The 12,563-nt window shown below is 64.4% G+C and carries 11 protein-coding genes; 6 read left to right on the top strand and 5 right to left on the bottom strand.

Going from position 1 to position 12,563, the window contains the following annotated elements; genetic code table 11:
- Positions 1-13: 13 nt before the first annotated feature.
- Positions 14-508 carry an NUDIX domain-containing protein gene (locus QX034_RS21380; protein WP_315706774.1) on the bottom strand — a complete coding sequence of 165 codons (495 nt, stop codon included), beginning with the start codon at positions 506-508 and terminating at the stop codon, positions 14-16.
- 128 nt (positions 509-636) lie between these two features.
- On the opposite strand from QX034_RS21380, the gene QX034_RS21375 reads away from it, so the two are divergent.
- The gene (locus QX034_RS21375; RefSeq protein ID WP_316195773.1) at positions 637-1,527 is read left to right on the top strand and encodes a metallophosphoesterase; all 891 of its coding nucleotides are present in this window, start codon (positions 637-639) and stop codon (positions 1,525-1,527) included.
- A 5-nt stretch (positions 1,528-1,532) separates the two neighbouring features.
- Here QX034_RS21375 and QX034_RS21370 read toward each other — a convergent pair whose 3' ends face one another.
- From QX034_RS21370 to QX034_RS21360, 3 genes are all read right to left on the bottom strand, one after another.
- Positions 1,533-2,078 carry a hypothetical protein gene (locus QX034_RS21370; protein ID WP_315765292.1) on the bottom strand — a complete coding sequence of 182 codons (546 nt, stop codon included), beginning with the start codon at positions 2,076-2,078 and terminating at the stop codon, positions 1,533-1,535.
- A 191-nt stretch (positions 2,079-2,269) separates the two neighbouring features.
- A complete protein-coding gene (locus tag QX034_RS21365) occupies positions 2,270-2,482 on the bottom strand; it encodes a hypothetical protein (protein ID WP_315706777.1) in 213 nt (70 codons plus the stop codon).
- Positions 2,483-2,510: 28 nt separating this feature from the next.
- Positions 2,511-4,148 carry an isocitrate lyase gene (locus QX034_RS21360; protein WP_315706778.1) on the bottom strand — a complete coding sequence of 546 codons (1,638 nt, stop codon included), beginning with the start codon at positions 4,146-4,148 and terminating at the stop codon, positions 2,511-2,513.
- Between the two features lie 215 nt (positions 4,149-4,363).
- On the opposite strand from QX034_RS21360, the gene QX034_RS21355 reads away from it, so the two are divergent.
- The 3 genes from QX034_RS21355 (at position 4,364) to QX034_RS21345 (ending at position 8,096) form a co-directional block, all read left to right on the top strand.
- A complete protein-coding gene (locus QX034_RS21355) occupies positions 4,364-5,812 on the top strand; it encodes a short-chain fatty acyl-CoA regulator family protein (RefSeq protein WP_315706779.1) in 1,449 nt (482 codons plus the stop codon).
- 1,102 nt (positions 5,813-6,914) lie between these two features.
- Complete coding sequence (locus tag QX034_RS21350; RefSeq protein ID WP_315706780.1) at positions 6,915-7,052, top strand: hypothetical protein; 138 nt, start codon at positions 6,915-6,917, stop codon at positions 7,050-7,052.
- 612 nt (positions 7,053-7,664) lie between these two features.
- Positions 7,665-8,096, top strand: coding sequence for a hypothetical protein (locus QX034_RS21345; RefSeq protein WP_315741711.1), 432 nt, complete (start codon positions 7,665-7,667; stop codon positions 8,094-8,096).
- 180 nt (positions 8,097-8,276) lie between these two features.
- Here the strand turns inward: QX034_RS21345 and QX034_RS21340 are convergent, their stop codons facing one another.
- Positions 8,277-9,128 carry a hypothetical protein gene (locus QX034_RS21340; protein WP_316195772.1) on the bottom strand — a complete coding sequence of 284 codons (852 nt, stop codon included), beginning with the start codon at positions 9,126-9,128 and terminating at the stop codon, positions 8,277-8,279.
- Positions 9,129-9,455: 327 nt separating this feature from the next.
- On the opposite strand from QX034_RS21340, the gene pgm reads away from it, so the two are divergent.
- Both pgm and QX034_RS21330 read left to right on the top strand, forming a co-directional pair.
- On the top strand, positions 9,456-11,096 hold the full coding sequence (gene pgm / locus QX034_RS21335; RefSeq protein ID WP_316195770.1) for a phosphoglucomutase (alpha-D-glucose-1,6-bisphosphate-dependent): 1,641 nt from the start codon (positions 9,456-9,458) through the stop codon (positions 11,094-11,096).
- 155 nt (positions 11,097-11,251) lie between these two features.
- On the top strand, positions 11,252-12,541 hold the full coding sequence (locus QX034_RS21330; protein ID WP_315706784.1) for an MFS transporter: 1,290 nt from the start codon (positions 11,252-11,254) through the stop codon (positions 12,539-12,541).
- Positions 12,542-12,563 lie beyond the last annotated feature (22 nt).

Here is a 12,563-nt window from a genome sequence, read left to right as displayed (position 1 = left end):
TTGGCCACCGCGTTTATCCCGGGCGCCAGGTCGGAATGATCTTAACGCCGTGTAGCACCTCGCGGATGCGCGACAGCGTGCCGAGCGTGGTACCCTCCGGCAGGCCGTCAATGGAAAAAAAGCCGGTCTCGACGATCTCGTGGTTGGGCTCGGGCAGCCGATCCTGGGTGAAATCCTTAACGATGAACACCGCGACATGGTCGCGCCGCGAAACGTGACTGTTGAGGAAGATGCCGTGCAGGACAGGCTCGCCGGCGAGGGCAATCCGTCCCTCCTCGAGCAGCTCCCGCTCCAGCGCCTCGGCAAAGGTCTCGCCGACTTCGACGCCGCCGCCCGGCAGATGCCAGCCGGAGACATAGCTGTGCCGGACCATGAAGACCCGATTGTCCGCGTCGAGCACGACCGCGCGGACACCGAGCGTCATGCCGCGGGCAAAGCGCCAATACAGGTGGAACACGTGCCGCAACCAGGGCTCGAGCCGAGTGCGCAAATTGTTTGGACTTGTCACCGCCGCATCCAGGGTTTGCCGGTTATCCTTGCACCGGCGCCGCAGGCTTGCCAATAGAGCCGTGACCTTCCGGACACCACCTCACGATCGCGGCGCCCCGGTGCCGATCGTCGACAGGCAGACCGATCATGGCGGCGTTCACGCTGGCGCATCTTTCCGACCCGCATCTTTCGCCGCTGCCGCGGCCGCGCTTGATCGAGCTCGCCGGCAAGCGCGCGCTCGGCTACATCAACTGGACACGCAACCGCTACAAATATCACCGCCGCGACGTGCTCGACGTGCTGGTCTCGGACCTGCACACGCAGACGCCGAACCAGATCGCGGTCACCGGCGACCTCGTCAATTTCGCCATGGAGGCGGAGTTTCCGCTGGCGCTGGCCTGGCTCAAAACAATCGGGCCGCCGGATCGCGTCACCGCGATCCCCGGCAATCATGACGCCTATGTGCGCCAGACCCGGCTGCACTTTGCCAAGAGCTTCGCCGACTATTTCTGCGGCGACGAGAATGCCGTCGGCCCGCCCAGCTTTCCTTCCCTGCGCCGGCGGGGGCCGCTGGCGCTGATCAGCCTGTCGTCCGCCGTGCCCACGGCGCCCTTCATGGCCACCGGGCGGATTGGACCCGAACAACTGGCCGCACTGGAGCGGCTACTGGAGACACTGTCGACCGAGCAGGTGTTCCGGGTGCTGCTGGTGCATCATCCGCTGCGCTCGACCAACCGCATGAAGTGGCTGACGGACGCCGCCGATCTGATCGCGCTGCTGAAGCGCCACGGCGTCGAGCTGATCCTGCACGGCCACGACCATGTCCATTCGACGGTCTGGATCGACGGGCCCGAGCACCAGATCCCCGTGGTCGGCGTGCCCTCGGCCTCGAGCATCGCGCATGGGCATTATCCGGCCGCGGCCTACAACCTCTTCGCCATCGCGCGCGAGGGTAATCACTGGCGCTGCGACATGACGGTGCGCGGGATCAACGACGCGCTGCGCGTGCGCGAGATCCGGCAGGTCCGGCTGTTCTGAAGCGATCAGATCAGCTGCAGCGAGGCGAGCAGCGCAAGACCGAACAGCGCCAGTCCGCCGAGCAGGAAGCCGAGCAGGAACAGCCAGACTCCGCGGCGCCGGCGCGGCGCCTCCGCGATCGGTGCAGGCTCGCGCGGCAGGCTGAAGGCGCGCTCGCGCTCGACCATGCGCCGGGCGACGTAGTCGGTCACCGCCCGAACGATCGCCGCCGCCTCATGCGATTCCGCGATCACGATGCGGCCGTTGCGGGTGTCCTGCACGAAGCGATACTGCCGCTTGTCGCGGCCCATCGCGACATGGGCGACCACGTCGATCCACAGCCGCGGCGTCTCGCCTTGGCTGATGCCGCGATCGAACAGATCGATGTCGCCCGGGACCTGTTCGAACAGCGGGTCGAGTGCCTCGTTCAGGATCTCCAGCCGCGCCACCTCCGCGTCGCGCAGGTCGACCACGACGCCGGTGCGGTCGGCGGCCTCGATCCGCGCCTGCCGCAGCGCCTCGCGCAGCCGCACGGGACGGGCTTCGTGACCACTATCGGGCACCTGGGACATGACTGGCTTCGCAGCTCCGGCTTTCAAAGGCTCTCTGCCCGGCAGCCTAGCAGCTACGCGAATTTGCGCAAACGCTTATTATTTCCAAGCACTTACATGTATCGAAATGGACGTGGGCGGCCCCGCCCGGCGTTCACCGGATGAGACCGCCCCGTCCTTGGGCTTAACTTGATGCAGATACCCGACGCCGATCAAGCGGCGGGGGCGCGCTGCGGTTCCTCGACGATCGAGAACCGCACGCCGGCCTTGTGGCGGTGCTCTTCCGACACCTCGCGCCAGCAGTCCTCGGCTTCCTTGCGCGTCTTGAAAGGGCCTTTGACCTGGGCCGACCCTTCCACGAGCTTGTGGAAGTTCATCGAGCCGAACTCGCCGCCAATCACCCAGAAATTGCTGCCTTTGGTCATTGTCAGTCTCCTGTAGCCGAACGGATTGCTAGCCGAACTGGTTCATCGTGTTGTGGGCGCCGCCCGCCTTCAGAGCGGCTTCGCCGGCGAAGTACTCCTTGTGGTCGTCGCCGATGTCGGAGCCGGCCATGTTCTGGTGCTTGACGCAGGCGATGCCCTGACGGATCTCCGCGCGCTGCACGTTCTTCACGTAGCCCAGCATGCCCTGCTCACCGAAATATTCGCGAGACAGATTGTCGGTCGACAGCGCGGCCGTGTGATAGGTCGGCAGCGTGATCAGGTGATGGAAGATGCCGGCGCGCTTGGCCGAATCCGCCTGGAAGGTGCGGATGCGCTCGTCGGCCTCGATCGCCAGCGGCGTGTTGTCGTACTCCGCCTTCATCAGCTCGGCACGGTTGTACTGGCTGACGTCCTTGCCGGCTTCCTTCATCGCGTCGTAGACCTGCCAACGGAAGTTGAGGGTCCAGTTGAAGGACGGCGAGTTGTTGTAGGCGAGCTTCGCGTTCGGCACGACCTCGCGAATGCGATCGACCATCTTGGCGATCTGCTCGATATGCGGCTTCTCGGTCTCGATCCACAAGAGGTCGGCGCCGTTCTGCAACGAGGTGATGCAGTCGAGCACGCAGCGGTCCTCACCGGTGCCGGGACGGAACTGGTAGAGGTTGGAGGCCAGCCGCTTCGGACGCATCATCTTGCCGTTCCGGTTGATGATGACGTCGCCGTTGCGGGCCGTCTCCGGCGTCACGTCCTCGCAATCCAGGAAGCTGTTGTACTGGTCGCCGAGGTCGCCGGGCTTGTGGCTGACCGCGATCTGCTGCGTGAGGCCGGCGCCGAGCGAGTCGGTGCGGGTCACGACGATGCCGTCTTCGACGCCGAGTTCGAGGAAGGCGTGACGGCAGGCGCGGATCTTGGCCAGGAACACCTCGTGCGGCACGGTGACCTTGCCGTCCTGGTGACCGCACTGCTTCTCGTCGGAGACCTGGTTCTCGATCTGCAGGGCGCAGGCGCCCGCCTCGATCATCTTCTTGGCGAGCAGGTAGGTCGCCTCGGCATTGCCGAAGCCGGCGTCGATGTCGGCGATGACGGGGACGACATGGGTCTGGAAATTGTCGATCTTCTCGATCAGCGCCGCTTCCTTCGCCTTGTCGCCGGCCTTGCGGGCCGCATCGAGGCTGCGGAAGATGTCGTTGAGTTCGCGCGAGTCGGCCTGACGCAGGAAGGTATAGAGCTCCTCGATCAGGGCCGGCACGGCGGTCTTCTCATGCATCGACTGATCGGGCAGCGGCCCGAATTCCGATCGAAGCGCGGCGATCATCCAGCCGGACAGATACATATAGCGCCGATCGGTCGTGCCGAAGTGCTTCTTGACCGAGATCAGCTTCTGCTGCGCGATGAAGCCATGCCAGCACCCGAGCGATTGGGTGTACTTGGTGGGATCTTTGTCATAGGCCGCCATGTCGGCGCGCATCAGCGCCGCGGTGTAGCGGGCGACGTCGAGACCGGTCTTGAAGCGGTTCTGCAGACGCATGCGCGCCACGGCCTCGGCGGTGACGCCGTTCCAGGTCGGCTGGGTCTTGAGCAGCGCCTCGGCGGCTGCGACCTCGCTCAGATAGGAGATCGGGCCCTGGACAGCTTGGTCATTGATGCCGCGCGGCTGGTAATTCATGTGCTTGATCCTCTTCGTTACGACCGTTTGCACTCTCGACATTCTTGACAGTGCATCGCGAAATACGTGACCAGAGCTAAACGCGAATCCAGGAAGTTCGTATAGATGGCTTGTATTCGAATGGTGATGTCATGTAACATCACCACTTGTAACAAATGTCATTTTGTAAATTTTGTCACAATATAGGTCAGCAAGACTGACATTCGGGACGGACGATGGCAGCTGAATCCGGGAAGAAACTGTTCGTTGGGCCCCGCTTTCGGCGGATCCGCCAGCAATTGGGCCTGTCGCAGACCCAGATCGCCGAAGGGCTCGGTATCTCGCCGAGCTATGTCAACCTGATCGAGCGCAACCAGCGCCCGGTCACGGCGCAGATCCTGCTGCGGCTGGCCGAAACCTACGACCTCGACCTCCGCGACCTCGCCACCGCCGACGAGGACCGCTTCTTCGCCGAGCTGAACGAGATCTTCTCCGATCCGCTGTTCCGGCAGATCGACCTGCCGAAGCAGGAGCTGCGCGATCTCGCCGAGCTGTGCCCGGGCGTGACCCATGCGCTGCAGCGGCTCTATGCCGCCTATACCGAGGCGCGGCGCGGCGAGACCCTGGTGGCGGCGCAGATGGCCGATCGCAACGAGGGCGGCGCCCGCTTCGAGGCCAACCCGATCGAGCGCGTGCGCGACCTGATCGAGGCCAACCGCAACTACTTCGCCGAGCTCGAGCAGGCGGCGGAGACGTTGCGCGACGAACTGAATGTCCCGGCCGAGGGTCTCTATGCCGCGCTCGCCGCGCGGCTGCGCGAGAAACACGGCATCGTCAGCCGCATCATGCCGGTCGACGTCATGCGCGAGACCTTGCGGCGCTTCGACCGCCACCGCCGCCAGCTGCTGATTTCCGAGCTGATCGATTCCCCCGGCCGCACCTTCCAGCTCGCCTTCCAGCTCGGCATGGCCGAATGCGGCCAGCAGATCCAGGCCATCGTCGGCCGTGCCGGCAGCCTCGACGACACCGCGCGCCGGCTCTACCGCATCACGCTCGCGAACTACTACGCCGCCGCGGTCATGATGCCCTACCCCGCCTTTCTCGCCGCGGCCGAGCAGCTCAGCTACGACATCAACGTGCTGGCGCAGCGCTTCCTGACCGGGTTCGAGCAGGTCTGCCACCGCCTGACCACGCTGTCGCGGCCGAACGCGCGCGGCATTCCCTTCTTCATGCTGCGCGTGGACAACGCCGGCAACGTCTCCAAGCGTTTCTCCTCGGGCACGTTCCCGTTCTCGAAATTCGGCGGCACCTGCCCGCTGTGGAACGTGCATTCGACATTCGACACGCCGGACCGGCTGCTCAAGCAGGTGATCGAGCTGCCGGACGGCACCCGCTATTTCTCGATCGCGCAGATGGTCCGGCGCCCGGTCGCGCCGCATCCCCATCCGCAACCGCGCTTTGCGATCGGCCTGGGATGCGAGATCCGCCATGCCGCGAAGCTGGTCTATGCCGCCGGCACGGATCTCGAAAAGACCGAGGGCACGCCGATCGGCGTCAACTGCCGGCTCTGCGAGCGCGAGAACTGCAGCCAGCGGGCCGAGCCGCCGATCACGCGCACCTTGATCCTGGACGAGACGACGCGACGCGTCAGCTCGTTCGCGTTCAGCAATGCACGGGAGTTGTGAGCGCTGCATCACACCCTCTCGGTCCGAGGCTCGGTGCGCAGAGAAGCCGAATGCACGTAACGCAGAACTCGGTGTCGTCCCCGCGAACGCGGGGACCCATACCCACAGGATGCGTTCGTGGCAGAGGCGCGGTGAGCTCTCGCACACCAACACCATTTGTGGTTATGGGTCCCGGGTCTACGCCCGGGACGACGCTGTGATTGCGGCTTCGTCCTCGCGATCCATGACGAGCAAGGCTCGACAATCATCGTAACACCTACACCCTTGCCTCTGATGCAGACGAGTTCGATCTTCTCGCGGCGCATCTGCGTCCGAGCTTTGCTATTCGTTTCGCCCTCTTCAATATCGAGGGCGCAGGGAAGGCCGGGAGCTCGCCGCCCCCATGGCCCCCGTGCGAATGAAAAGCACGGGGCAGGAACCACAGGTTCGGCCGAGACATCCCGGCCTTCCCTGCGCGATGGCTTTACGGCTTACTCCGCGCTCTCCCCAGGGACCGGCGTTCTTGCCCCTGTCGCCCGCGCAAACGTCGGCGCGAACTTGGCATCAGCACCGGGATGCCAGGACCACGCGGCTTGACCGTGCACATCGGACTGTTCGTCGGCATGATGAGATCACGCTGCAGCCCGACACGCCCACCGCATCCCGCACCCAACGTTTGTGACGATCGCGAAACGCCCCTCTTGATCGAGGCGGGATGCGCATAGACAAACACAATTTCTGAAAAATAGAAACAGGAATATTTTTCAGTTAGAGACTGGACAGGGGTGATCGGATTGAAATCCCGAGCAAAATTAGTTTTTAGGCGCGAGCAGATCGACCGCAACAGCTGCGCCCGGCCGAGGCATGCCGAGGTGATCACCAATTTTGCTGGAACGAGCAATGTTTCCTGCGCCGAGGTGGTTCGTCTTGAAAGCAAAACGAAGTGCCGTGAAAAGCAAAATCGAGCTGCACGAAACGTTTCACTAGGCGCAATGGTCCTAAACGAGCCACCGAGCGCCAAAAGTGCCATCGTGGACAGATACCGGCTATTTTAGCGGATACGACGACTCGAACAACTGAATATCCAAACTGAAGCTGCGGCTATTCGGGAGCGATATACGCAATGGCGCTGATGGGCTATTTCGATGAGAGCGCTGCCGACGCCAGAGCCAACGCAAAGCCGATCAACGTCAACCACCGCACAGTCATTCTCCCTTTTAAGGCAGGTGAATACAACTCGGCGCAAGAAGCAAGAAGGTAGTCAGTCAACCAATCTACCACCTGCTTGCGGCTGCACGGCGTGATGGACACAGGGAACCACAATTTCTAAAAATAAGAAATCTAATCGCAGCAGGACTGGACAGAGGTGATCCGACTGAAAATGCAGGTATAATGAGTTTTTTAGGCGCATGATCGTCGAGATAAAGCGATCGGCCCATCATGTCCTGATGTATCCGTCGAGAATGATCCAGAGCCGCAAGCTCGAATCGAGCCCAGCGCGGCGTTTCTTCGCCGCGGTCCGCTTCCCGGACCCATAGATGAGGGAAAACGGATGACGCAGCCCGCGCAAAGCCGGCCGAGGTTCACCTGTCCGCGACGTCACGCACGGCCGGGCCTGTGCCGGCGACGACCCGCGAGCCCCCCCCCTCAACGCGCGGTGCGCGCACGGCACTTGCTTCCTTACAAGCACGCCATCGAACAGACTGCGGATCGCGTCCGCTGACAGCTGCTTTACCATCTCGGACGGCACGGCCCTCCCCCGATTGCCAATCGGGAGACAGAACTGCATAGTCCCGCGCGCTTTCAGCCGTTGAATTCGGCTGATTCGTGATGACGCGTGTTTTGTGATTCCTAGGGACGATTGAGGAAGACTATGGCGGATGCCGACCTGGATGCCGTGATCCGGCAGCTGGCCAAACAACAGAACAAGACCATTCTGGCGGCGGCGAAGAAGCGGCGCGACCGCTTCAGCGGCATGGCCGTCAAGGCCAAGGACAAGGACGCCAAGGAACGTTACAAGATGCTGGCGCGGGAGGTCATCGAGCAGGCCAATTCGGCCGCACGCCGGCTCCTGCTCTCGGCCGACAATGCCGCCGACTCCTATGCCCGCGCCATGCGCCAGGCTGCCGCCGCCGAGTTGCCCAAAGCCACTGAAAAGGTCGCCGGGAAGAAGGCGGAGAAGCCGAGCCGGAAGGCCCCTGAGTCGCAAGCCGATGCCAAGGTCGCCAACAAGGTGGCCAAGAAGGCAGCCAAGAAACCGACGACGAAGACGGGCACAAAAAAGGCTTCCAAGAAAGCCGCCTGAACGGCGTCGCGCGCCTCCGACCACAGCTTCATACTTTCCGGCTCGTCTCGCGCGGCGACTCGCTCGAGGCGGCCAGCATCGGCCGCATCCTTCCCGAACGGCCTTGCCGCCGTCCAAGGCGTCGCGCTGCCGCAGCCGGCGAGCGCGAGCGCAACGTGACGCCGCGCGGGGTGATCACGCCTAGCGGGTGGGCAGCGGGACCTCGAACAACGTCAAACCCGCGATCTTGGGAAACGCTTCCGCGACCTCGGGCGTGACCAGCGCGACGACGGCGGCGGCGACTTCGCCACTGGTCAGCCGGCTGATGGCCGTCGACTGGCCTTCCAGCACGAGCACCTCCGGAGCGCCGGCCGCAGCGATGGCCGTCGTGATCCGCCCGTTCGAGGCGACGTAGCGATCATCGATCGCGATCACCTTGCCGCGCAGCTCCGAGACCGCCTTGACGGTTGGTCCTGCCAGCAGCACGGCGACAAGCCGTCCCTTCGTCTTGTCATCCGCCTGGGCCGATGCGGTTGCCGAGGCAATCGCGGTCATGCGCTCGGCAAGCGCTGTCGCAACCGTCACCTGCTCCTGAACCTTGTCGGGACTGGCAATGCCGGCCGCGCGTGCTTCACCGCTACCGCTCTGCCTCGGCTGTGCTGGCTGTGGCTGTGCTGACTGCGGCTGGGCTGGCTGCGGCTGGGCTGGCTGCGGCTGGGCTGGCTGCGATGGCTGGACGGCGACCTGGGGAGCGGGTGCGGCCGTCGCGGCCGATATCGGCTTGGCAACCTCCGCGGCCGGGCTCGCATGGGCGACCTTGGGCTTGATCGTGCGATGAACGGCTGGCCGGTGTCGAGCAACACGGCGGTTGGAAGACGGAGCATGGCGGGCTGCGGCTGAACGATGCTGTGTGCCCTGCTCCACACCCGCAAGCTGGCCTGCAGGCGGCTCCGGCGCACAGGCCGTGCCATTCAGATTGACGCATGGCGCAGCGGATTGCTGCGGAGCTGAATGGCTGCAGCCAGCGACTGTCAAGGCCAGGGCGCCTATCATAAGCGCTCTCATTTGCTGCTCCCCAATTGTTGACGCACCCGGTCCCGTTGCGCGCGTGTTGCGTTACGCCCCCAATCTTTTCGACCAAGCGTTAAGTCCAGGCTTATGCGGCCGGCGCCGTACGGCGGCGTGGTTAATGATGCCTCATGGCACAGCGGACGGACGCGTCACGGTGGTTTTCCGTTGATCGAATGGACGCCGCCAGCCATGGTAATCTCATGAGCTCACGCATATGACGTGACGGCGCGGCCTTGTTTCGCTGCGCTACCAGAACGTCAGCGGAACCAAGTGCCGCTGCAGCCGTTTCGAACTTGCGAAGGACGTTCGATGCCGAAGATTGACCCCGCCGCCGGCAAGCCCGCCACCAGCGCCGCGCTTGCCAACATTCCGAGGCTGATCACGGCCTATTACGCGCTCAAGCCCGATCCCACCGAGCCCACCCAGCGCGTTGCCTTCGGCACCTCGGGTCACCGTGGCTCGTCGCTGAAGACCGGCTTCAACGAGGACCACATCCTCGCCACCACCCAAGCGATCTGCGACTACCGTCGCCAGCAAGGCCTGGACGGCCCCCTCTTCATCGGCATCGACACCCATGCGCTGGCCGAGCCGGCGCTGGCGAGCGCACTGGAAGTGTTCGCCGCCAACGGCGTCGACGTGATGATCGATGCCAATGGCGGCTACACGCCGACGCCTGTCGTCTCGCACGCGATCATCTCCTACAACAAGGGGCGCACCGAGCATCTCGCCGACGGCGTCGTCATCACGCCGTCGCACAATCCGCCCGAGGATGGCGGCTACAAATACAATCCGCCGCATGGCGGTCCGGCCGACACGGACGCGACGGCTGAGATCGAGCGGCAGGCCAATATCTATCTGGCCAACGAGCTCGCCGGCATTTCCCGGATCACCTATGCGCAGGCCCGCAAGCAGCGCTCGGTGCACTTGCACGACTACGTCACGCCCTATGTCGAGGACCTCGCCAATGTCGTCGATCTCGCCGCGATCAAATCGGCCGGCATCAGGATCGGCATCGATCCGCTCGGCGGCGCCGCCGTGCATTTCTGGCAGCCGATCATCGCGCGATACGGGATCAACGCCGAGATCGTGAACGATCTGGTCGATCCGACCTTCCGTTTCATGACCGTGGATTGGGACGGCAAGATCCGGATGGACTGCTCCTCGCCCTACGCGATGGCGAGCCTGATCGGCATGCGCGAGAAGTTCGACGTCGCCTTCGCCAACGATACCGACGCCGACCGCCATGGCATCGTCACCCGCACGGGCGGGCTGATGAACCCGAACCATTACCTCGCGACCGCGATCGCCTACCTGTTCACGCATCGGCCGAACTGGCGCGCCGACGCGGCGATCGGCAAGACCGTCGTCTCCTCCTCGATCATCGACCGCGTCGCGCGCAAGCTGAACCGCAAGCTGGTCGAGACGCCGGTCGGCTTCAAATGGTTCGTGGAGGGCTTGGGCTCCGGATCGTTCGGCTTCGCCGGCGAGGAAAGCGCCGGTGCCTCGTTCCTCAAGCGCGACGGCACGGTGTGGACCACCGACAAGGACGGCATCATCCTCGGCCTGCTCGCCGCCGAGATCATGGCCAAGCGTGGCCGCGACCCGAGCGAGCTCTACAAGGAACTAACGGCTGAACTCGGCGCGCCCGTCTATGAGCGGATCGATGTGCCGGCCACGCCGCCGCAGAAGGCCGCGCTGAAGGCGCTGACGCCGGACAAGCTCAACCTGACGGAGCTCGCCGGCGATCCGGTGCGCATGGTGCATACCAAGGCGCCGGGCAACGGGCAGTCCTTCGGCGGCATCAAGGTCGAGACCGACTATGGCTGGTTCGCCGCCCGCCCGTCGGGCACCGAGGACGTCAACAAGCTCTACGCCGAAAGCTTTCGCGACGCCGCGCATCTGAAGCGGATTCAAGAGGACGCACAGGCCGCACTGGCGCAGGTGGGGTGAAAAAGGGGGAGTAGCGCGTCAGGGAAGAACTCTCTTCCAATTCGCTGCGCCCCATTCGCTATTCGCCACGCTCCATTCCATTTGCGACGGGTGTCGCGCCGCGTAAAGCCGGTCATACTCCTCCCACAAACAACAAAGTGCTCCAGGGAGGAGACATGACCATCACCGGCGTCGCCGCGTCTGCGGCTACGGCACCATCTGCCGTTTCGCCCCGCAAGATCTTCTGGGTCACATGGCTCGGATGGATGCTCGACGGCTTCGATTCCTCGATCTACGGCTATGTCCTGGTCGCCGCGCTGAGCGAACTGCTGCCGGCCAGCGGGATCGCCGTGAGCCCTGCCAATATCGGACTGTATGGCGGCATCCTGTTCTCGATCTTCATGCTGGGCTGGGCCTGCTCGATGGTGTGGGGCTGGGCTGCCGACCGCTACGGTCGCGTCCGCATCATGTGCTGGACGGTGCTGGTCTATTCGCTGTTCACCGCATTATGCGGCCTCTCCACCGGCATCGTGATGTTCGCGATCTTCCGCTTCATCGCCGGCTTCGGCATCGGCGGGGAATGGGCCGCCGGCACGCCGCTGCTGCATGAATCCGTGCCGGAAGAGACCCGCGTGCGGTACGCGGGCTGGCTGCATACGGCGACGCCAACGGGATTGTTCCTGGCGGCACTGGTCGCGCTCGGGGCGGCCGGAACGCTGGGTTGGCGCGGCATGTTCCTCCTCGGCATCCTGCCGGCTCTGCTGATTGCCTATCTGCGCTTCAACGTCCCCGAACCGCAGCGCTCGCGACCGCTCGACCCGAGCCAGCAATCCGTCACGGCGCTGTTCGCGCCCGGCCAGGCGCAGACGACCTGGGCCGCGGCGATGATGATGGCCTGCATCATCTTCGGCCTATGGTCCTCGAATTTCTGGGCACCCACTGTCATCATCACCAAGCTGACATCGGCCGGCGCCACACACGCGCATGCGCAGGCCATGGGAGCCGTCGCCGGTCTCGTCACCAATGTCGGCACCCTGCTCGGCTGCCTGCTGATGCCCGCCATCACCGAGCGCCTCGGCAGCCGCCGCAAGACGGCCGTGCTGTTCTTCGTCGGTGCGCTGATCTCGGTGGTCGTCGCCTACGAAGTCGCGATCGCCCGTCTCGACAGCCTGACGCTCTTCTTTATCGCTCTGCCGGTGCTCGGCTTCTTCACCAATGGCGTGTTCGGCCTGTTCACGATCTGGCTGCCGGAGATGTTCCCGTCGATGCTGCGCGGCGCAGGCTCAGGCTTCGCGTTCAGCCTGGGCCGCATCCTCGGCGCGGCCGGCCCGACCCTGATCGGCATGCTCGCGGCCGCGACCGGCAGCTTCCCACTGGCGATCTCCGTGCTGTCGCTGATCTATCTCGTCGGCCTGCCCTTCATCGCACTGGCGCCGGAGACTGCGCGTCGGCCGCTGGCGCGATGAGACAGGCGGCGATTTGCCGACC

It is taken from the genome of Bradyrhizobium sp. SZCCHNR3119, from assembly GCF_032487775.1.
GTDB lineage: Bacteria > Pseudomonadota > Alphaproteobacteria > Rhizobiales > Xanthobacteraceae > Bradyrhizobium.
The sequence above is the reverse complement of the archived record's forward strand: the minus strand, read 5'-3'. Positions and strand labels throughout refer to the sequence as shown.